Annotated in this window: 21 protein-coding genes and 1 pseudogene; all 22 read right to left on the bottom strand. The window is 46.0% G+C overall.

Features of this window, described 5'->3' with window-relative positions:
- A pseudogene (locus tag J7R12_RS07690) lies at positions 1 to 220 on the bottom strand (late control protein); the annotation flags it as partial.
- Positions 220 to 474 (bottom strand): tail protein X, encoded by a 255-nt coding sequence (locus J7R12_RS07685; protein WP_126603327.1) that lies wholly within the window; start codon positions 472 to 474, stop codon positions 220 to 222. The pseudogene J7R12_RS07690 and the gene J7R12_RS07685, both read right to left, overlap by 1 nt.
- Positions 471 to 932 carry a phage tail protein gene (locus J7R12_RS07680; RefSeq protein ID WP_126603325.1) on the bottom strand — a complete coding sequence of 154 codons (462 nt, stop codon included), beginning with the start codon at positions 930 to 932 and terminating at the stop codon, positions 471 to 473. Before J7R12_RS07680 ends, J7R12_RS07685 begins: the two co-directional genes overlap by 4 nt.
- Positions 933 to 962: 30 nt before the next feature.
- Positions 963 to 3,311 carry a phage tail tape measure protein gene (locus J7R12_RS07675; RefSeq protein ID WP_126603323.1) on the bottom strand — a complete coding sequence of 783 codons (2,349 nt, stop codon included), beginning with the start codon at positions 3,309 to 3,311 and terminating at the stop codon, positions 963 to 965.
- A 131-nt stretch (positions 3,312 to 3,442) separates the two neighbouring features.
- The gene (locus J7R12_RS07670) at positions 3,443 to 3,853 is read right to left on the bottom strand and encodes a hypothetical protein (protein WP_126603321.1); all 411 of its coding nucleotides are present in this window, start codon (positions 3,851 to 3,853) and stop codon (positions 3,443 to 3,445) included.
- A 9-nt stretch (positions 3,854 to 3,862) separates the two neighbouring features.
- The gene (locus tag J7R12_RS07665) at positions 3,863 to 4,381 is read right to left on the bottom strand and encodes a phage major tail tube protein (protein WP_126603319.1); all 519 of its coding nucleotides are present in this window, start codon (positions 4,379 to 4,381) and stop codon (positions 3,863 to 3,865) included.
- A 3-nt stretch (positions 4,382 to 4,384) separates the two neighbouring features.
- Positions 4,385 to 5,668 (bottom strand): phage tail sheath C-terminal domain-containing protein, encoded by a 1,284-nt coding sequence (locus tag J7R12_RS07660; RefSeq protein WP_126603317.1) that lies wholly within the window; start codon positions 5,666 to 5,668, stop codon positions 4,385 to 4,387.
- Positions 5,669 to 5,835: 167 nt separating this feature from the next.
- A complete protein-coding gene (locus tag J7R12_RS07655; RefSeq protein ID WP_126603315.1) occupies positions 5,836 to 7,209 on the bottom strand; it encodes a Bgr_08870 family protein in 1,374 nt (457 codons plus the stop codon).
- Positions 7,210 to 7,222: 13 nt separating this feature from the next.
- Positions 7,223 to 10,366 (bottom strand): DUF4815 domain-containing protein, encoded by a 3,144-nt coding sequence (locus J7R12_RS07650; RefSeq protein ID WP_126603313.1) that lies wholly within the window; start codon positions 10,364 to 10,366, stop codon positions 7,223 to 7,225.
- A gap of 1 nt (position 10,367) precedes the next feature.
- Positions 10,368 to 11,498, bottom strand: coding sequence for a phage tail protein (locus J7R12_RS07645; RefSeq protein WP_126604033.1), 1,131 nt, complete (start codon positions 11,496 to 11,498; stop codon positions 10,368 to 10,370).
- The gene (locus tag J7R12_RS07640; protein WP_126603311.1) at positions 11,498 to 12,394 is read right to left on the bottom strand and encodes a baseplate J/gp47 family protein; all 897 of its coding nucleotides are present in this window, start codon (positions 12,392 to 12,394) and stop codon (positions 11,498 to 11,500) included. Before J7R12_RS07640 ends, J7R12_RS07645 begins: the two co-directional genes overlap by 1 nt.
- A complete protein-coding gene (locus J7R12_RS07635; RefSeq protein ID WP_126603309.1) occupies positions 12,381 to 12,767 on the bottom strand; it encodes a GPW/gp25 family protein in 387 nt (128 codons plus the stop codon). The genes J7R12_RS07640 and J7R12_RS07635 overlap by 14 nt, the downstream gene beginning before the upstream one ends.
- A 3-nt stretch (positions 12,768 to 12,770) precedes the next feature.
- Complete coding sequence (locus J7R12_RS07630; protein WP_126603307.1) at positions 12,771 to 12,953, bottom strand: hypothetical protein; 183 nt, start codon at positions 12,951 to 12,953, stop codon at positions 12,771 to 12,773.
- Positions 12,954 to 12,964: 11 nt separating this feature from the next.
- A complete protein-coding gene (locus J7R12_RS07625; protein ID WP_126603306.1) occupies positions 12,965 to 13,558 on the bottom strand; it encodes a phage baseplate assembly protein V in 594 nt (197 codons plus the stop codon).
- Positions 13,555 to 14,076 (bottom strand): hypothetical protein, encoded by a 522-nt coding sequence (locus J7R12_RS07620; protein ID WP_126603304.1) that lies wholly within the window; start codon positions 14,074 to 14,076, stop codon positions 13,555 to 13,557. Before J7R12_RS07620 ends, J7R12_RS07625 begins: the two co-directional genes overlap by 4 nt.
- Complete coding sequence (locus J7R12_RS07615; RefSeq protein ID WP_126603302.1) at positions 14,073 to 14,567, bottom strand: phage virion morphogenesis protein; 495 nt, start codon at positions 14,565 to 14,567, stop codon at positions 14,073 to 14,075. Before J7R12_RS07615 ends, J7R12_RS07620 begins: the two co-directional genes overlap by 4 nt.
- A 1-nt stretch (position 14,568) precedes the next feature.
- A complete protein-coding gene (locus J7R12_RS07610) occupies positions 14,569 to 14,991 on the bottom strand; it encodes a gp436 family protein (protein WP_126603300.1) in 423 nt (140 codons plus the stop codon).
- Positions 14,992 to 15,008: 17 nt separating this feature from the next.
- Positions 15,009 to 15,974, bottom strand: coding sequence for a major capsid protein (locus tag J7R12_RS07605; protein ID WP_126603298.1), 966 nt, complete (start codon positions 15,972 to 15,974; stop codon positions 15,009 to 15,011).
- A gap of 12 nt (positions 15,975 to 15,986) precedes the next feature.
- Positions 15,987 to 16,328, bottom strand: a complete 342-nt coding sequence (locus tag J7R12_RS07600) for a DUF2190 family protein (RefSeq protein WP_126603296.1) — start codon at positions 16,326 to 16,328, stop codon at positions 15,987 to 15,989.
- Positions 16,325 to 17,368 (bottom strand): phage protease, encoded by a 1,044-nt coding sequence (locus J7R12_RS07595; RefSeq protein WP_126603294.1) that lies wholly within the window; start codon positions 17,366 to 17,368, stop codon positions 16,325 to 16,327. Before J7R12_RS07595 ends, J7R12_RS07600 begins: the two co-directional genes overlap by 4 nt.
- A 434-nt stretch (positions 17,369 to 17,802) precedes the next feature.
- Positions 17,803 to 19,008, bottom strand: a complete 1,206-nt coding sequence (locus J7R12_RS07590; RefSeq protein WP_126603292.1) for a phage head morphogenesis protein — start codon at positions 19,006 to 19,008, stop codon at positions 17,803 to 17,805.
- A partial coding sequence (locus tag J7R12_RS07585; RefSeq protein WP_208439044.1) for a phage portal protein family protein occupies positions 19,001 to 19,978 on the bottom strand: 978 nt, incomplete at its 5' end. The genes J7R12_RS07590 and J7R12_RS07585, both read right to left, overlap by 8 nt.

Raw genomic sequence — 19,978 nt, 5'->3', positions numbered from 1 at the left:
TAAAAGCACTGATGCTGTTCTCATAGCCAAAGATCACCTGCAGAGTGCTATTCTGTTGCGGAACCTCTAAATCATTGCCACTATCATCAAATTCTGCTTCAAATCTATCCGCTTCATTGCCGGCATGATCAGTGATGGTCGCATTTAAAAGACGCTGGTAAAAAACCTCATGCACGGGTTTGTCTTCCACCTTGACCACAATAAAAGGGTATGTGCGCATTAATCCCATAACCGCTTCACCATGCTTTGGGGATTGTGAAGTGCGAATTCAGGCAGAATGACCTTTAAGCCGCGCGGCAAAAGCACACCATATTTGGCAATATCCGGATTGGCTCTCAAAGTGGCTTCGAGATAGCCTTTTAATGCTCCAACTTGCGCACGGTCCCCTAATACAGCCATGGCATGGTGAAAGCAGATGAGATCAAGACTCATATCCTCTAGCTCTACAACAACGTGCTTTTCTGGTATCTTCATGGTGTATATCCCATCTGATATTGCCCCACCTGAGTTTGACCTTGCGGTTTTCCCCCATCGAAAAACGGCAATAAACTGATGGAATAGCGGATGCGCTGCGATTGACCAGAGCGGCTGATATAGTCGTGGTCTTTCGTGAGAGTGGTGATCACCACGGGACCATGGAGAAGGGCGCTATAGCTCATATCATTCATCCAACGAAGCATCTGTACGGGTTTGGCTGCTCGTATCGTTCTGCTGAGTGAGTCAATAGCTGCACGGTCACCAAATTCTTCTGGAAACCAAATCCCATGAATGGTCTTTGCATCATTGCCATAGCCGGTGAATTGCAAACTGGGTGACCTACCAAAACGCTCCATAGAGACCCATGAGGCAGAAAACTCTTCTTCAAAGGATTGGAAATTTAGCCAGTCCACGTAAAATTGATGCGGACCTAACATCATCAAAGGATCTCTCATTGCCTCCCTCCCCTCATTTTGTTCTTTCCCTTATTCTGTTCCACCATGCAGAGCATTGGCGCGTGCGCGTTGAAGTGCGTGACTTACCGCACGCCCCGTGGCAACGGGATCACGAGCACCATTGACATGCACCGTGATATTTTGATTGTGGGTGGTGGTGGAGCGGTCTTTGTTATTGTCTCTTTGCTCTCGACCAGAGTGATTGGTATAATCCCCCCCCGCATATTGCATAATCGGTTGAACGGGTGTTTTGCCGCCAAGCCAACTGGGCAAATGAAACAGGTCGGATAAATCAATTGACCCAATCCACTCTCTAATACGGCTTGGCAAAGATTGAAAAAAGTCCTTCAGTTTTGTAATGGGTGCCATAAAACCATCGACAATCCAATTGGCTAAATCCTCCCCTGCTTGTTCCATACCGGCTTTCGCATCATCAGAGAGCTTTTCGCGGGTAAAAAAGCTCCCCAACCAACTCCAAAAATTGGCGATGCTTTGCTTAAAACCATCCCACACATTGCCAAACCACCTGCCAACAAACTCAAGCCCCTGTTTGAACTTTTGCCAATGTTCAGAGAAATCAAAGGCGGCAGCAATGGCGTTTTTCCACTTGGTGATGGTTGCCATATCAGCGCCAAAAAAGCGCATGACGGCTTCAAAGGCACGACCAAAAGCACGTGCTATCCCCCGTGCAAAACCTTTAACAAAAGAAGAGAAACGATCCCAATATTTCCACAAAGCAAAACAAGCAGCGATGATCACCGCCACAACAGCAGCAATGAGCGCCCCTATTGGAGTAAAAACAGCGCCAACAACAGAGGCAATGCCCGCGGCAATCACTTCTATCACTGTGCCTATCCAACCAAAAGTAGCAGCAAATGCGCTGCCTGAGACCATAAGCCCCCGAAAGCCAGCCACGAGTAGAGTCATCGGTCGCAAGAGACGCAGCGCACTTCCACCAAGACTTGCCGCCATTATTCCCATCGAGCGCCCTGATGCGATTAAACCTCGCCAACTTGTTTTAAGCGCACGACTGAGCCCTCCAAGCTTAACAAAAGAAGTCATGAGTTGAAGAAGCCCAAGGCGTGTGCCGGCAAGAGTAAAGCGCAACACGCGCAGAGTGATGTTAAAAGTCATCAGGGCGGCAATGGTTTTGATGATGGCACTTGTTAAAGCGGGATGGGCATTGGCCCATGCCATAAGCCCATTGGTAAAATTGCCAACACTTTCCATCAAACTGTTGACAGGAGGCAATAAGACTTCACCAATGGTAATGCCCAAAGCCACGATACGATTTTGCAAAAGTTCAAACTGTCTGATGGCACCGGTTGCTTGTTTGTCCGCCTCTTGCTCTACAGAGCCTTTAAAAACTTTTGGATCTTCGACATATTTTAAAGCTTGCCCTAATAATTCGGGATTGCCAACCAATTTTGCAAAATCACCGGTAAAATCCCGCCCAGCAATGGCAATCAGAGAACGCATGCCCTGTTCTGATTTGGCTAAAACATCAAAAAAGCGTACCAAGGTACCAGTGGCATCTTTGTCCAGATCTTGCATGAATTTTTCGCGGGAAAGCCCGATATTAGCAAAAGCATCTTCAATATGCTTGCCCCCTGCCTGAATGCGGGCACTCATAGCATTAAAACCACGCGCTGCACTTTCAGGGACAATCCCAGCAGAAATCATTGCTGTACCAAAAGCCGCTGTTTCGCGTGCTGTCAGCTTAAACATGGTTGCCGCACCGGTGGCACGATTGGTAAAATCAGACACTTCACTGGCTTTTGCTGCCATGTGGTTGGAGAGATGATTGATAGCATCGCCTAGATCTTCAATGCCCGCTTGATTAAGCTTGAAGACATTGCGCAATTTGGCAAAGCGCTCCCCAATCTGATCACCCGTCATATCAAATGCTACAGCTGCTTTAGCGGCATAAATGCTAAAAGCTTCTAGATCTTGTTCACCAATTCCTGCTTGGCTAGCACTGGTCATCAGTTCCAAAACTTCACGTGCTGCGAGCGGGATTTTGGTGGAGGTTTCCAAAGCAAAACGGCGTAATTCCTTTAAGCGATGAAGCGGCGCATCCAGAACCTTTTCCAATCCCTTCATTGATTGGTCGAATTGCATGGCTTTATAGAGCGGTGCAATTAAGGTTGCTGTTTGAGCAAGTGCACCCACCATACGTCCACGCGCTTGGTTGAAAGCATTTTCCGCATTTGCTGTTGCTTTCTGAAGATGTTCAGGGTCAAACCAATTTTTAAAATGTTGTCGTGTCTTGTTTTGGAAATGAGCAACCTCTGAACTAAAGGCGTGGAGATCGCGCTTAGCAGAAGCTATCCCTTCTTGCAGGTGATTGACAAAACGCACAACAAGCGAAACATCCATGACAATATCTTATCCTAACTGATAGCTTTCATATTCTTGGGCTTTCAAGCGTGCTAATTCACTGCGATAAGAAATCACATCCAGCCAATCCATCTGGTTAATTTCTGAAGGGGCCCAGTGATAATAAAGGGCTAGTTCTGCTCCAAATTGTCCGGCAGAGAGGATTGGCGTTGCGTAAAAAAAGCAAAAAAAGCCTTGAATATCGCGACAAGATCAACAACATCCACACGATCAATCAATTCAACAGATTCATGAGACATATCCGCTAAAAGCGCTGTGATGCCTCCTATAGCCTCACTTGTGAACAAAACTTGAGAAAGCTTGGCAAGGAGAACATCATTGGGAAGCGTTTTCTGCTCTGCAAACTCAGGAACAAGCAATTCTGTTAGCTGCGGTCCAATCAATACCGCTAATTGCTTGGCATGTTTGAAGGTGGGGCGATAAAAGGTTAGTTTGTGCCGTGTTGCTTGCTTGCCTTCACTGTCTTGATAAAGAAGAGGAACCTGCAATTCCACATCAATGCTTGTTTGTAAACTTGTCATGATCAATTCCTATAAATTGAGAATAGAGCGTCGCCGCCCACCGATCTCTTGTCCATTGCGCACAAGCCAACCGCCACGTTTAAAAGAAAAGCGATGAAGGACAGCACCATCCCAATATTCGGTATAGTCCCAAACATTTTTGATCTCGCAATCATAACCCGTGGCTTTCCCAGCCGTTAAGCCTTCACTATCGACTTTGACCAAGCGCCCTGTGACATCAATGGAATGCTCATGTTCGCGCCCATCTTCTTCGCAGATCACATGTTTTTTGCCGGTAAATTTATGACGAAGACCAGGAGGACCACCAAAAATACCGATAATTTCGGGGGTGTGGCTGTGGATTTTCATTTGCAAGCTTAAAGCTTTCACACCAAGACCAGCAACATCAATCTGCATATCAGAACCGCCTGGTTGATAGGTTTCGGTGATTTCTTCCAGAGTGGGAAGTTTTAATGTTTCAAGATCGAGGTGAAGATTGACATCATCATCAACAATCAGGGTAAAACCGCGAACAATACGTAAAGTCATGCTTTAACTCCTTGCTGCTTTGCGATAGCTATCCAGCGTATCGCCAAATTGGTAGGTCATTTTCTTTTGGATATCTTCCGCCAAGCGATCAAAATAAGCACTATTGCGCCGGCTGCCGAAACTTAAATCTTCCAAAGGTGGTACTTCTTCTGCATCAAATTCGATCCGCAACTTTCCCAGCTGTAAAGTGCTGTTGGAATTTAAATCGCGGTCAAACCAAACACGCCCTCCCAGCAGGGCACCACGCGCAATCATATCATCCAGAAACTGTGTGAGAGAGCGGGTAATGGCAATGACATGTTGACCGGTCAGATTCTCATCATTTGCCCAAGGGCGCAAATTATTGATGATGGTTTTCTCGCACGCAGCGCGGGTGCGCACCACATTGACAAAGCGCCAAAGTGGATCACTAGAGGTGGTATGGTTGCCCCATAAAATGCGCCCATTGGCAGCAATTTCACCATGGGCATTTTGGCTAAGCCGTGCCGGTATAAAGGTAGCAATATCGGCTTGGTTGAGACGGTTTGCCTCATGATCGATTTCGCCATCAAAATAGCTAATAGGGCGCGCCGTGCCTAAAATGCCATGCACATCTTGGTTTGAAGGAGACCAAAAAACACCGCCCCTTTGTTTATCGCGTTTGATAAACATCGCTGCTGCAAAAGGGCTTGCCGGTTTAATACTCCAACCACCCTCACGATTTGCCACCCGTACAAAGGGATCAATCAAATAACAAAAACGTGAGGAAAAATCTGCACGAAAGGCAAGGCTTTCTTCCGCATTTTTACCACCCGTATCAAAAACCGCAATCGCTTGTAGCTTTTCTGCCACCTGTTCCAAGGCATCCGCCACGGGGTTTTTACCATTATCAAGGCGCCCTGCACTATAAGCCGGTGCCAGTAAAATCCCAGGCTCTACCCCTAAATGCCCCCGTGCATGCGCTAAGGCATGCACACCGGTCAAAGCTGTATTGGATCCCACCATTTCGGTTTGTGTCTCAGCAATGGTTGACTTTTCTTCTACCCGCACAAGGATCACTTGTGCCTCAATCCCTTGCGCGCACACAGCGTTAATGACATCAAGAGCCGTGCCTCTTGCCCCAAGCTTTTGGATTTTCTCACCCTCATGCGTAAAGAGAAGGACAGGCTCGTTGAGGGGGAAAACTTGATTGTCAGCATCAGGGGCTGTAATAACCGCTCCAATGGCGGTCTGATCAAATGTTGCTAAAGGACGGGAATCCTCACCAGCCTCTACAATGCGAATCCCATGATTAAATTCTGTTGCCATCTTGCTCTCCAAATCAATGAAGAGACTATAACAACCATCACCATGCTTCATAAGCCTGACACTGTCAGTCAAAAAGCCCTTTAAAAGGGCTTTTAAAGAGCGATAAAAGGACTAGCCTGCTTATACAACAAGCATCAATTTGACTTGTGTTATCTTTGATTATGTATTTATTCTTTCCATAATCTTATAAGAACAGCGCCATCAGCACCAGCACCGCTGTCATATCCATCCCTACTAGCACCAGCACCTCCGCCCCCAAAACCACGCCCTGCTTTTCCTGAAGGAAAGCTACCATCTGCCGTTCCTCCACCACCTCCCCTTGATGTATCGCCCCCAGCATCTCCTCCATTACCGCTTGTTTTTCCAGTAATTCCATTCGTCCCAGCATAACCATTTCCTCCTTTGGCAAGTCCTAGGAGATCATCTGTTGCCCAACCAAAATTTCCACCAATGCCCCCAGTTCCACCAGTGCCTGAATAGTAATAAGTATTTCCCTTTGATATACTATAATAAGCACCCCCACCACCATGTCCTCCTGTAGCGGTAATAAAATTCTTTCCAACAGCTGTTGTTCCTCCAGAGTTTCCTGTCGCACCATGCTTTGCAACAGAAGTTCCTCCTTTACCAATGATGATATCCTCATGACCGTTTAAACTGGCTTTATAGCCATACCACACGGAACAACCTCCGCCGCCGCCGCCGCCGCCATCGCCATAAGACCAAGAGGAACCACCACTACCTCCGCCACCCCATGCTTGGATCTCAACTTTGGTTTTATCCGTCACCCAATCTGGCCATTGAATTTTCCCATCCTGTGTATAAAGTAACTCAGCATCAACAAGCGCAGACCAATTAATGACTTTATTACTCAAAGCTTTTTTTAAGATCTTTTTTGTTTCTGCTAAGATAGCTGCATCCACTTGTGATTTGGTATAGACAGCCTCACCATCAACTTTCAGCGGTCCTTTCAACATGCTTCCGGTTGTGCTTAAGTTAGTGACCACTTTGTTGTTATGGATAAGGTTAAACGACGAATTGCCCAAAAGTTCTAAGCCACCATTTATAGTGACTTTACTGGTAAATTTATTATAACTTTGCCATTCATTGGCTTGTTGTAGGCGACCATAGCTGGTGAGATCTTCGTTAATCTTGGCTCTAAAATCGTCAAGACCCACAATATCTTCGGTTTTATGTTGATGTGCGCCTAATAGAGAGACAGCACTGCCAAAGGTAAAGTGATTGTTGCTTGCTTTGTAGAGAACATAATTGTTGGCGGCATCTTGTGCACCCTCGATATCGCTTAAATCAGCAAATGAGAAGGTTTTATCTGCTGCCATTTTACTTTTAAGGACTGCTTCAAGGTCTGTAACATCGCTTATAGGGTGCGTATGCTTTAAAGGCGCTTTTTGATTTACCTTATCCTCAACTTCAGTGATTGCCTGATCAATTTTTGTCAAGTTTTCCCGCAAAATGGGGAATTCAGAACTGATAAAACGCCCTTCTTTCGGCAATTCCATTTCAAGCTTTTTGGTTTTTGTCATCTCTGTTCTCCCATCACAATATGCCGGCGCCAAAATCGCTCACCATGGACCGCGCTGCTGGTCCACCGGTAAGGGTGAGTTTGAGGCGCGCTTGTTTGGCTGTTTTGTCGCTGCTTACAAATTTGCGCTCTGTCCAAAGGGGCTCGGCAAGTTGCTCCGTTTCCTCTAATGTGAGAGGAGTAAAAGCACCATCATCCAGCTGCATCTCGAGTGTAAAGGTTGCTCCACCAGGCAAAAAAGTTTTGATATAGCTGGTCAACCTTGCCTTTTCGCCAAAAGCAAAAGCACGGGTGATATAGGTTGCTTCTTTATGAATCTTCCCCGCAATCAATTGAACAGGAGCAAACAAAATAGGTGAGAGCTTTTCAGTGCCTTTGAGAATAGCACGAAGCTTTACCTTTTCACTGATATATTCAGTAAGGCTTAGCAATTGAAAGGGTAGGAGTTGATAAATTGTGCCGTTGTTTCGTTCAATTTCAAAGATGATAGAACACTCACTTGAAGGCAATTCAATGGCTGCGCGTATTTGCAAATCAGAGCAGTCAACAAGATCAAATGTGCCAAGATCAATGGTTTTTTCTGTTTGTGTGTAGCGTGCCGCCAACACCCGAAAGGCTAGAGCCTCATCTTGATGGGCGGTCCATGTCTGCGCATTAACAGAAGAAAAACGTGGACCGGTCACATAAGGGTGGCTTGAGACATATCTCTGGTGTTCGGCATCAAAATCCCCAAGTTTTGCCAAGGAGACAGAATGATCACTATCATCGGTTTTAATGACAAAAGCCGTTAAGCGGTCATCGGGAATAAGGAGTGGTACATCATAGCGTGCCTCTGCCCATCCTGCCTTTGCACCCTTCATGGAGTAAAAACTTTGTGCTTGAATATCGGCGGTGGGATAGCCGTTTTCTGTGGTGACCAAATCAATCACCAGATCATGGTTCTGATTGCCAATTTTGCAAAGATGAAAGTCAATTCCTGTGATTTGACGTGTTTCATCGGGGGTAAAGACTTGTGCTTGCGGGTCCACTTGCGTCCATATCTTCACCGTTGTGGTGCGTCGCATCACTTTCACATCAATCACGCCTTGCCCTGTAAAAAGCCCCGTTGCAATTGTGCCACCTTTTCCTTGTGCTACAACGTTTTTGGTGCCAGCCGTAATATTTTTAGGAATGGTAAAAGCTCCTTCGAGCATACCTTTGGCGTCGGCAACAAGGCGGTTCTTTGGCAAGACATTTACACCATCAAAGGTAAGGCTTTCTAAGATTTCTCCTTTGGCAAAACCTTCAATTTTAAAGTAAAGTTCAATTTGCCTTAAAAAATCGATTTGCTCTCGGTTCGCACTCACCAAATCATCACTGATTTCTGTTTTACGGATGCTTCTCCCACGGTTCCATCCCATATTGATTTGATTGGTGACACTTGAGAGCCAATCGGTGCGCTGTTCGTGCCAAAAGTCTGTCGCGGGTGTGAGGGTTACTGTACCAGGGAGGGGTGCAAAATTTTGATAAGGGTTGATTTTTTCGCAAGCCGTTGTCAATTCTTGCGCAATGATCACTTCATTTGTCCAGTCAAGGGTGACAGGCGCTTTTAAAGGTGCCGTATAGAATGTTGGGTCAATAGCAAGCTGCAAAATACCATTGCCTATAGCACCGGTTTGTTGAAAGCCTTCATCTCTGTAAGAGTCATCAAGAAAAGGGTCGGCAAACATGCCTTTTTTGGCAACGGGCTCTTTAGAGTCGACATTGCTTTTAATGCGCTCTAACTGCATCAGCCGGTCAAGAGAAAGCACTCGTTGAAAATAACGCCACATCTCATCATAAGGCGCAACTCGTGTGCCATCATTAACCACAAGCGGCGTTTCAAGCCAATTGTTGGTGATGGTTGCAAGGGATAAAACATCATCAGGGACGCTTGGTGCCATGGGATCGTCTGACGAAATCCCCTTGATATAAACTACATCGCCCCCTGTATTGAGACCTATACGGTCAATGCGTGGTAATTTGTAAGTGTAACTGACGATAATATCGCCCCCCTCAGCGCCGCCTGAGACGGTAATTTCTTGCGCTGTGACCTTATCGGCGGTCACTTGTGCACGATAACGGTAAGTGACTTTATAAGTGCTTCCACCAGCAGGTTCATCTCCCGCGGGTACCCAATCAATGGTATCTCCTGTCTTTTTAAAATCAGTTCCTTCTTTAAATTCCTTGTTGCCTTGAACGACTTTGATAAAAGAGGTGATGCTTTTATCAGGAACACCATCACGCCCTGCAGCAACCGCACCGCGGGTGACATTAACGGTTTTTTCTTTTGTCAACAAAAGAGAGTGAATATCAGCAATAGGAAAATAATAGCTTTTAAAGGTAAAGCTTGTTTTGCCTTTTGGGGGTGCAAAAATATGCGTTTCACTAGGAACAACGCTTGTCGAAAAGTCTTCCCGTTCTTCATGGCGCAAAGCAGCTAAACGTTTGCGTTTAAAGCCATTGATATTGGCTTCCCCTTCTTGAATGCTAAAGACTTGGCAACCATTGTTTTGTCCCAATGCGCTCACACGGCAGCCACTCACGATATAATGTCCATGCGCACGATCATAAGTGGCAATGGCTTGCATGGCCGGTTCAAGCAGAGAGGGGGATTTTTGATCAATCAGAATGCCATCTTGTAAAATATAAACGGGAAAGAAAGTGCCTTGCTGTGCATCCTCTTTCAGTGCCCAAACAAGCTTTGCGGTTTCGCGCGCGGCACCGGGCTCTCCTTCTGCTAAGGTGCCTAGTACTTGCCCCAACAGCTCTGGATCATCCTCATGGGTAATCCATTTTTTCTGTAACTTCACACCAATTTCCAAACGCCCAACCATGGAAACATTGTTGAGAACAGCTTCTAAGACCGGAAAGATATCCCCTGCGATATAAATCTTGCCCTCTGTTAAAGTAACGGTTTGCGTGTCTTTATTGACAAAAGCATCAGCCCGTTCAACGCGGTCTCCTTCTTTAGCAACAAGGCGCCCCAAACGGTCATGGCGTCCTCGAATGATGGTTTGAACCTCATTCAGTTCACCACTTTGAATAAAGGGACGCGTGCCATAAAAGACAACGCTTTGTTGTTCCTCTTTGCCGCGAGACCTGTCAATTGCAAAGGGTAAACCACTTTCATGCTTCATTTTAAAACCTCAATAAAATCTTGAATTGTTCGCGAACATCGGCGCGCAAAGGAATGTTGACAGGCGTTTTGAGGATCTCCACACCGCCCTTCAGTTCATCAGGCTCCAACCAAAGCTTGCCCCAAGGGATATCAAGGGGGATATCAAGAGGGACATCTTGTTTGGGAGAAGCATGAACGAGAATGGAAACAAATGCTGCTTGTTTGCCGTCAACATCGCCAAAATCTGTTCGTGCTGCTAGAAAAAGCGCCGTGCCCATCGGGGAGGGCTGGAATCTGCCGCCTGCATGGCTGTACACACCCTCCAAAGCCTGTTCTACAGGCGCTACAGCATAGCATCTGCGATACCCAATCACGCCATCTTGGCTGTCTCGTAAAACGAGATAAAGCGTGCGGCCATGAAACCACTCTGCCATCAAAATATCGCGTTGATGTTTTTTGACCGAACACCACGGAAAGTTTGCCATATCCCATGGATAATCAATCTGGTCGAAGCTTAATTCTTCATCCCCATCATCGATCCAATTGCCAATAAGCCTGCCTTCTTCTTTACTAAGAAGATGGGTGCTCTCTGTAGTGCGCCCAAAGGAAAACAAAGTGCCCCCAGCTGTTATGCATACACCGCTTTCATACTCCAACATGCTGTCATCAAGCCGTGACATATTGCATTCAACAGCTTGCACATCATAGCCATTGACACCACGGCGAAAATCAGAGCGCAAACTCTTGGAAAGATCTGTGATGGCTTCAATGGCTTCGAGCTGTGTTCGTTCAGGCAATTGATCAAAGTAAAGTTGAAAAGAATTCCACCATGCACGTCCCGTCCATGCCGGCGTAAAACGTCCTGTAATTTGAAGCCATTCAAGCCCCAACTCTATTGCCGCAAGAGAACCACGAATATTTTGCCATTTAAGTCCTTGGTCAAGAAGAGTGTAAGGATTAGAAAAATAAGGGCTTAATTCTTGTAAACCATATTCGTCTATCAAGTAAGGCAACCAAGAAGGTGGACGCGTGATAAATTTCGCGCGTGGGATTTCTTCGAGCGTACTTTTGACTTGAGGATCAAAAGCCATCGCTTCTGCCAAACAGCGTTCAAACAAGCTCGAATTCGGGGGCAAAAGTGAAGAAAGCATCAATAAGCACGCCCCCGTTCAGACAAGACAATCTCTCCTACAGCGACCGCTTCATCAGGTGCAACCAAAAGATCATCACAAGGTTGTGTTAAGGTCACATGGTGCACACCCTCAACCATCAGGCGGCTTATGATCCAACTCAATGAGAGATCACGCCCAAGTTTTTGCGCACGGCTCCATTCTGCTCTTAAATTTTGCTCCGCTTTTTCCAAAACAAGGGGACTTTCATCAGGAAGCAGCCAAAGATCTGCGCGCACATTGATGATCCGTTGTACCGCACTTTTTACAAGGATGTGGTCATTGGTCATTTTAACGTGTTTTTCATCAAGGGCTGCTTGCACCTTTGCAATTAAAGCCTCATCAGCTACCCCTGATGGGCTGTCACTAAAAAGCGCAACATGAATAAGCGGGCTTTTACCCACACGATAAACAAAAGCATCTTTGACATGGATATCGCTTGAGAGAGCAAAATATTGATACCGTGGCGCTGTACCCCCTGTGGAATGTCCTTGTCTATTCAAGCGAATACGGCGGCGAAAACGCTCATCATCTTCATCCAAAAGGCGCGTGACCCCATGAAAATCCCCCAAATGGTCTAAACTTGTTCCACGGGCAAATTCCAATAAATTATCTCGCGCCACTTCATTAATCCGCTGGCGCAAAAGCAACTCTTCATAAGCGGCCGCTTGCAATTGAATGACTACCGGATCATAAGCCGTCTTTTCCACATTATAAGGGATATGATGCGCTGCCAAAAGCTCAGTCAAACGCGTGATTTTTTGTTGTAAAATTGCCTCAACAGAAAGCTCTTCAATAATTTGTGGCAAAGGGAGTTGTGGATGGGGGAGTTGTGCCAAAGGAAATTGTAGATGAGGCAACTGCTCAAACTCTGTCATCACCAACCTCTAAATCAATACTCATGGGTTCCTTATGCGACCAATCCCCCAAATGCCCATCGGGATAAAAAACCCCTGTGAGAACAAAGTGGAATGTTCCCTCCCGCGTTGCTTTTGTCAGATCAATCTTTTGCAACGAAAACCCAGGCTCTCCACACTCTGGATCATTCAAAGCTTGTACGATTTCTTGATAAAGCTGCAATATCGTTGCAGGATCAGCATTGGCATCAAGGTAAGCTCCAACATCACACCCATAATGACGACGCAAAACCCGTGACCCAATTCTCGTCGTCAGACATTTACGGAGTGACTGTTGGCAATGCGCCCAACCATATAACAGAGAGCCATCCTTTTCGCTCATCCCGCACCGCATGTTTTAAACACCCTTCGTTGTCTTTGTGCCAGAAGCAACGGGGGATGGTTTTTCAGCAATCTGACCAAGCAGCAAAGGATATTGAGCAGCCTCATCGCTTAAACAAATTTCTTCACCTTTGCCTGGTGAACGCTTGCCTGCAACAAAATCCGCATTGGTTAAAATGACATAAGTTTTCTCACGCATGATAAACTCCTTTAAAGGGGATGAGAGGTTGTAGAGGGACCAATTTTGACCCCACCGTGAATGTGACTTGCTCCAACAGATGTTTGATTGTGCTGCAAATCTTCTGCTTGAATTTCTACGCACGCATTTAGCGCAACACGGGTTGATTGATGACAAAGCACCAAACCTTTTTCACTCAAATGGATTTGGTTTTCCCCATGGGAGAGAATGAGTTCACCCTTCGTGATGCGCAAAGCGCCACCAGCATAACAGAGCGCTAACTCTTGGAAAGAGCGTGCAGGGTTAGGCGCATCCTTGCTATAGCTATCGCGTACCACTAAAGAGGCAGAACCAATTTCGCCATGGGGATTAAACAACCGAACTTGATCACCAACATTTAAGGGCATATTGCTTGAAACAGTGCCTGAAGCTTCTTGTGCTTGCAACCAAGGAGATAAAACCGCTTGCCCATTGGAACCCTGTTTAGAAACTTGAACCCGTACCCTATGACCATCAACTTCTGCAACTCGCCCAATCATGTGCTGGTTGGCAAGACAGCGTTCAAGCCCATCAAGACGCTTCATAATTTGCCGAAAGGTCGTTGCTATAAGATGCGCATCATTCATACCCCCACCTCATTGTTACATGAAATCAAACCACTTTTGAGTTGTCCTTCATGACAAAAAATATCTTGCCCCAAATGATGCAAATCTTGGTGCCATTCCACCACGCTAATCGCCACACCGCGTTGCTTAATCGCCGCAGAGATAATCGGTTCAATCTGCACCTCACGCGGGGCACTCAAATGCGTTAGCCCCCACAATTGCCCGCTATGACAAAGCACCGCAATGGCTTCTGCCAAAAGCCAACCTTGAACATCACGCTCTTTGCCCGTTGTCACAATAAAAGCCCCTAAATGAAGATCGGCACTCATGTGACCAGAAGCGACAGAAGTTAAGCGGCTTTCTAACACCGCAACCCGTATTGCTGGAGCCACCAGCATTTGTGTTTCAAGTTCTTCTAAATTAAAACGCCCAAATTGACAGCCGCAATCACGCACATCGGGCAAAGCGCTTTTAAGGCTCTTGATAACCGCTTCACGAAACTGATTGATGCGCCCTGCTTGCTTGACCATTTGACTCATGAAAAGTTCCTTCCCAGCCAATCTTCTGCCGCTTTGATAACTTCCACTTTATTACCCTCTGAAAGCCCCAAATAAGGGCGTGCTGGCATGGTTACTTGGCGCACACACACAAAGCGATGTGCTTTACCGCTTTTAAGAAAAAAGCGAAGAGTGCTGCCATTTTTAGGGCGTATAACCCCACCCAATTGGTGAATACGCGCATAAACCAATCCACTCCCAATAATAACTTTTTCTGGTGATGCCACCATATCAATGGAGCGTGAAAGCGCTCCACTGGCATAAAGAGTGGATGTGCGGGCATAATTGTTTTTCCACTTCTCTCCTTGAGGGGAAGTTTTTTCACTTTGAATCCGCCGCCTTGTGCTCTCTTGAAGTAAACGCCCAACCCCTTGTGCCAAAGTCCCCATCGAGCTATCAGCTCCCTTTTGTAAAAAGGATAAAGCTGCTTCAAGCCCTGTCTCGTAAATCTCAATATGGGTTGAAACAGACATGTTACCTTCCCATCAAACGCGGCTTAGCATGGAAAAAAGCCCCATCACGCACGGGACCATCTTCGCTCATAATTTTAGGTTCATCCACACCTAAACCCGCTTTGCCTTCTGCAATGCGTTTCAAGAGATCAATCGCCTGTTTGTAACGATCTTCAATGGTTGTGGTCAGTGCCGTATGGCGTATGGCTAAATTATAAACAGCAATATTAACACAGATCATGCCCAGAGCTGTTGGCTGTCCGGAAATAGGAACTGAGTAGCGATGAGACAGATGCACATCAATCTCACCACTTGCTTGCTCAAGTGCACGGGCAATAGCTTGCTCTGAAAAAACTGGATCAGAATTCTCATCCATCCCGCATAAATCATCCAAGAAGTCATTACCCCAAAGCTCTTCAATCAATGTTTTGCTTGCATAAGCCATGATTCAAGTGTTTCCCCTTAAACAACCTCTTGCAGCAACACACCGGCATCTTTGGCAGCCACCAATTCGCACACACGTTCCCCCACACGCACCCGTTTACCACCCGATAAACCAACATCTGGATCTTGGATCACTCCAGACAAACGTTCACCCAGTTGCGCGCTAAAGCCCCAACTAATCACTGAACCATCCGCCTGTTGTTTGGTGGGGTCAATATAAAGCAGTGCAATCTTATTGCCCCAGACCCGCGCCAATTGTGCTGAACGCCCTTTGCGCGCCAAATTCACTTGCGATTCACCAATGAGTAAACGATCGGGGTGTATTTCCATCAGATCGGCAAATTGCGCCTTGGTGACAAAACCATCCTCAGTGCCCCCACCTTTAACAGCTTTGATGATTTTGGGATGGCGTTTGAGTTTTGACCAAACGACTTTGCCCATAACAATGGTATTTGGCGTATAGACAAGGCTTTTATCCATTGCCTCATCTAAAGTGGCGTAAGGATCAGATTTTTCATAATCACTGAATTTATTTTCTCCTTTGAGAGTTATCACGCGCTCTGGTGCATAATTTTCACTCTTTTGCACAAGGGCTGCAACACGCACTTCACGCCCCAATTCTAGCAAATTGGCAAGTCCCTCTACAGCTGTCTTTTCGGGGTTATAACGAGAGCGTTTTTCTGCCCGTGCACGTGCGGCTGCTTCAATATCTGAATTGGGGATGAGATCATCCAGTCCGTAATCTTTGACACTGGCTTCCCGTTCAAAGGCGGAAAATTCCACCACATTCGGGCGTCCTTTACGCCCAATTTCAAGTTCAGGAACGGTAAAACTTTCCGCTAAGGGAAATTCACTATATTTAAACACCTCACTTAAAACAGAAACGCGGGGCAAAACTTTATCGCCAATAAGAGAACCTGCTGGATTGCGATAACCAATAGCTATGGCGGTGAGTGTTGGATCAATGGGAAAAGGTCTGTTCATTTTAAGCCTCGATTAATTTATTTTAAAAGAAATAACATCACCAGCAGAACCATCACTCATGGCAAGTCCAATGGTACGATCTGCTGCTTCAGCCTTTATGGCGTGCCCCTTTGGATCAGAGGTCAAAAAATCACCAAAAGAAACATTGCCCCCACAAACCACTTCGCCCCAACCACATTGGCCAACATCAATCATCTCACCAGCCTTTGCGCTCAAAGATCCCGCAGTCCCTAATAATTTATCACCCTTACCAGAAGCCGTTGCCACACAACCCTCACCGCGTGCTGCAACAATGCAATAAGGCGAAATCACATCACTAGCGCGAAAAGATTTAATCAAAATCATTGTACTCATGCTTGGCGCTCCTTCTGTTCACAAATATGATCAACCGCTTGGCTAATGGTGATATTCCACCCTTTTTGCTTCTGCTCTTCTTGATATTGGCGTGCCGCAACAGCAACATCTTCTGGCGCAAACTCTTGTTCTTGTGCTAAGGCAGACGCATCTAAAGGGCTTGTTGAGGCAAGTACCGGCAACTTCTCTACCAAACTTTTAAAATGCTCCATGCCCCCTTCAAGGGTGCACAACGCACGGTATTCCTCGCGAGCAGCAGGCAGAATCTTACCCCCTTCAATTGCCTTGTCTAAAAGACCCTCAATGGCATTGTTTTTTTGCTCTTCTTGCAAAAGTGCTAAATCTTCTCGCGCTTTTGTTAATTGCGTACAAAGTTCCACGCGTTCCTTTTCGCGCGCTGCAATGCTTGCTAAAATTTCATCAAGCTGCACATCTTTTTCCAGTGATAGTGCACTGGCAATGGCTGTCAAATCCATCATTTTCTCCGTCAAAGTTATAGGGGAAGGCTGTTCACGGCTTAAAGCCGTCATGACAAGGGCTGGACGATTGACCAGTCCAGCACCTGCTAAATTCAAAATTTCACCTTTCTTCGAATGGCGAAACTCAGGCGAAAGATAGCGATATTCGCGGGAAATAATTTTTTTGGTAGCCATATCGGTCCATTTAACGCGTCCCCAAATCGCACCATCCCGCTCTGCTAATTCTTCAATCCAACCGCTTGCAGGCGCTTCTAAACCATTTCTCGCACGGTGATGTTGCCCATGCTCATAATCAATCACAAGCGGTCCTTTGTTCGCTGCAAAGGCTTTTAAAATAGTTTGGGGGTTATAATGCCATTCCCGCCCATCACGCGCCTTCACATGGGGCGCCTTGGGCAAAAGCTCTACCCATTCAGGCGCTTTCTTAAGCGAGATGTCTTCACAGGAAATGTCTTGGCACAAAACCTCTGGGCAAAGATCTATCAACGCCCCATGAAATGTCCCATCATGAAATGTCTGGGCATGCTTGCCCTCTTTATCTTCGTGAAATTCCTGTTCCATACATTGCCTATTGCTTTACAATTGTCATTGGCAATACAATGCATGAAACTTACTCCCACTATAAGTCTGACACTGTCAGTCAAAAGAGCATTTCTCAAAAAAGCACTCTTTTCCCTCTTATTCTCCTTATGAGAGAAACCCCCGTGCCAAACCATCCCATAAAATCGTTTTCAAAGGCACTTCAAAGGCGATAGAGCGCCGTTGTGAAGTTAGAGGTACAATTTATCATCTTATACAAAAAAAGCCTCTCTCAAGCCGTTTTTTTTAAATTGCTTTTTTAGCTTAAAAACATTATATCATTGGATGTAAGGCGTGAGCCAGTTTTGCCAGGACGGTTTTACCGGATCTGCGAGGAGTTGACCGCCCTCCACGCCTTCTCATTTTCCCCGCCCCTTCTGCGTTAAGATCACTGAGCTTTCTTCCCGTTGTTTTCCCTACAACAACCTCTCGCCCTTTTTTTCAGCCGCATCCAATAAGCGTCCAATTTCTCTAGAGCTCTTTTTATGCATGGAGGTCAACCACCATTCTTGTTTGCTTGCTACCCATTTGACCACAAAGCGCCACCATGCCCCACCACTTTCACCAAAAAACATAACACCCTGCGTATCTTTGCGTCTGATAACGCCATGGGGGCGGATGAGTGTTTGAATGGCGCCTCGAAAATCACTCAAGTGAAGAGAACGCGCTTGATGCTCTAACAAAATATGTTTCACACTGTCTGAAGATAAGCGAATAAGAGAACTTTCTGTTGTAAAAGCGTCACGCACCTTTTGTGGTATAGGTGCAATGGGTATAAACCCGCGAGGCCAACGTCCTTCAAACATGGCTTCCAAAAGTGGCGAACCCACAATATCTTCAATGGCAATGCGCTTTCGATTGTCCCCCATCATGGAAATTTTATCACTCAAAAAATGATTTAAATTTTGCGCCCGATGTTTCCCAGGGTTCAAATGCCAACCAGGATCAATCCCCTTTGGTATCTTTTCAACTTTCCCCGTTCGCTTATTGTGCCAAACCTGCTTTTCAACATGAAGTGGTTCTGCCCCCTCTTCATATCCTAAATTGTCTGCTTCATAACGGCTTACCTGTCGCACACTGCATTTACACCGCCAACCATTGGGTGGATAAAGCCAATCCCAAACCGGATCATCAACGGGTGCGGTAAACCCCACCCAACTTTCATGTTCTAAACGCTTATGTTCTGAACTCGACAAAGCATAGGTGAGATAGGGCAAAAATTCTTTATTATTTTGTGTGCGCTCCCACTCACCTGCCGCATGGGCACTCATGGTATTGGCCCAATAGACCGTTTCTAAACGCCGTGGGCTACCCAATTGCACCACGCTCTTTTCACCAGTTTTGGGATCAATGCTGGTCTTTTTACCCCACCAACCCTTTTCCTGTAAAATCGGTATCAAATTTTTTTGAAAATCTTGAAAAGGAACTTGATGTTTTATGGCTTCTCCAACGGCTTTTTTAAAATCATCCAAAATGTCATAGCCCACCGATTTTGCCACCGTAAAGGAAAAAGCATGTTCTTCTGGTGCCACATCACGCCAATCAAAGCTTGGAACAAGTGCCTTGGCTTCAAAATAACGAGTGACCTCTTTAGGGGCGGTTTTAAAAAGTTCCTCATCCATGATACCCAAGCCCACGTGCAATCATTTGTACTTTTGCCAAGCGCGCTGCTAATGCGTGATGATCCATCTCACCTAGCAATTCATCCAAGCCTTTTAGGATATCCTCATAACTTTTTGCTTGCTCAACAAGCTTTTTAAAAGGCTCTAAAAGGGGTTCTAAGTCCTCTTCCCAGTCACTTAAAGCTGTCTCAGAAAGTCGGTCCAATTCGTCGTGATATTTCCCACCCTGCTTTTTTCCACCCTTGCCCTCGCTTGTCACAGAAACATCAAAAGCACCCCCACAATCAGCACAAACATGAGCCTTTTGTTCACCCTCACTATCCGCTTGTCCCCTCTCATCATCAGGCGCATTATCAGGAGCCTTTAAAACATCTTCTTCTTTTGTTGGTTGCGAAAAGCCAATCTTATTGCGCACTTCTTGCGCCCCAACACGCAAACCCAAGGGCACCAGTTTTTCCAGCGCATCACTAATCGCTTTAATATCTTCATTTTCCGAAATCGGCCAATAGACAAGGGGATAGCGCTCTTGGGGTCCAAAATTAATCTCAACAAAAGGCACAATCAAATCACGATTAGCGGTCAATGCCAATTGCCGCGCATCAGCTCTGGCAATATCATGGCGCACATTTTCATGAATGCGCGCTTGCGAAAAGGACGAACCATCATCCGTCGTCATCGTTTGTCCCAACACACCCTTTGAGATCTGCCGATCTAAATATTCCGCCTTGACACCAAACACTGCATTGCCACTGCCCCCTGCCGCTTCGATAAATTCAATCTCCATCTCTTTGGGAATAATTGCTGCAGCATCACTGGATAAATCACGTACCGCTTGAATGAGAACCCGCCTCTCCTCATGAGAAGAGCTCGCACCATATTTCCCCACACGCAACGGCATGCCGTAAACTTCTAAGAAGGCCATCCAATCTTTCAGTGTATAAGATTTAAACAAAAAAGCCCAAGCTGCAAG

This window comes from Bartonella vinsonii subsp. vinsonii (genome assembly GCF_902825235.1).
GTDB lineage: Bacteria > Pseudomonadota > Alphaproteobacteria > Rhizobiales > Rhizobiaceae > Bartonella > Bartonella vinsonii.
The sequence above is the reverse complement of the archived record's forward strand: the minus strand, read 5'-3'. Positions and strand labels throughout refer to the sequence as shown.

Excerpts from the sequence above, each read along its gene's own strand:
- J7R12_RS07665 (WP_126603319.1), bottom strand. The coding sequence starts at position 4,381 with ATGACTTTACGTATTGTTCGCGGTTTTACCCTGATTGTTGATGATGAT.
- J7R12_RS07590 (WP_126603292.1), bottom strand. The coding sequence starts at position 19,008 with ATGGATGAGGAACTTTTTAAAACCGCCCCTAAAGAGGTCACTCGTTAT.
- J7R12_RS07640 (WP_126603311.1), bottom strand. The coding sequence starts at position 12,394 with ATGACAGAGTTTGAGCAGTTGCCTCATCTACAATTTCCTTTGGCACAA.
- J7R12_RS07670 (WP_126603321.1), bottom strand. The coding sequence starts at position 3,853 with ATGACAAGTTTACAAACAAGCATTGATGTGGAATTGCAGGTTCCTCTT.
- J7R12_RS07630 (WP_126603307.1), bottom strand. The coding sequence starts at position 12,953 with ATGCGTGAGAAAACTTATGTCATTTTAACCAATGCGGATTTTGTTGCA.
- J7R12_RS07595 (WP_126603294.1), bottom strand. The coding sequence starts at position 17,368 with ATGGAACAGGAATTTCACGAAGATAAAGAGGGCAAGCATGCCCAGACA.
- J7R12_RS07685 (WP_126603327.1), bottom strand. The coding sequence starts at position 474 with ATGAAGATACCAGAAAAGCACGTTGTTGTAGAGCTAGAGGATATGAGT.
- J7R12_RS07620 (WP_126603304.1), bottom strand. The coding sequence starts at position 14,076 with ATGAGTCAAATGGTCAAGCAAGCAGGGCGCATCAATCAGTTTCGTGAA.
- J7R12_RS07660 (WP_126603317.1), bottom strand. The coding sequence starts at position 5,668 with ATGGCAACAGAATTTAATCATGGGATTCGCATTGTAGAGGCTGGTGAG.
- J7R12_RS07610 (WP_126603300.1), bottom strand. The coding sequence starts at position 14,991 with ATGGCTTATGCAAGCAAAACATTGATTGAAGAGCTTTGGGGTAATGAC.
- J7R12_RS07615 (WP_126603302.1), bottom strand. The coding sequence starts at position 14,567 with ATGTCTGTTTCAACCCATATTGAGATTTACGAGACAGGGCTTGAAGCA.
- J7R12_RS07600 (WP_126603296.1), bottom strand. The coding sequence starts at position 16,328 with ATGAGTACAATGATTTTGATTAAATCTTTTCGCGCTAGTGATGTGATT.
- J7R12_RS07650 (WP_126603313.1), bottom strand. The coding sequence starts at position 10,366 with ATGAAGCATGAAAGTGGTTTACCCTTTGCAATTGACAGGTCTCGCGGC.
- J7R12_RS07635 (WP_126603309.1), bottom strand. The coding sequence starts at position 12,767 with ATGCGGTGCGGGATGAGCGAAAAGGATGGCTCTCTGTTATATGGTTGG.
- J7R12_RS07645 (WP_126604033.1), bottom strand. The coding sequence starts at position 11,498 with ATGCTTTCTTCACTTTTGCCCCCGAATTCGAGCTTGTTTGAACGCTGT.
- J7R12_RS07655 (WP_126603315.1), bottom strand. The coding sequence starts at position 7,209 with ATGACAAAAACCAAAAAGCTTGAAATGGAATTGCCGAAAGAAGGGCGT.
- J7R12_RS07605 (WP_126603298.1), bottom strand. The coding sequence starts at position 15,974 with ATGAACAGACCTTTTCCCATTGATCCAACACTCACCGCCATAGCTATT.
- J7R12_RS07625 (WP_126603306.1), bottom strand. The coding sequence starts at position 13,558 with ATGAATGATGCGCATCTTATAGCAACGACCTTTCGGCAAATTATGAAG.
- J7R12_RS07675 (WP_126603323.1), bottom strand. The coding sequence starts at position 3,311 with ATGGATGTTTCGCTTGTTGTGCGTTTTGTCAATCACCTGCAAGAAGGG.
- J7R12_RS07680 (WP_126603325.1), bottom strand. The coding sequence starts at position 932 with ATGAGAGATCCTTTGATGATGTTAGGTCCGCATCAATTTTACGTGGAC.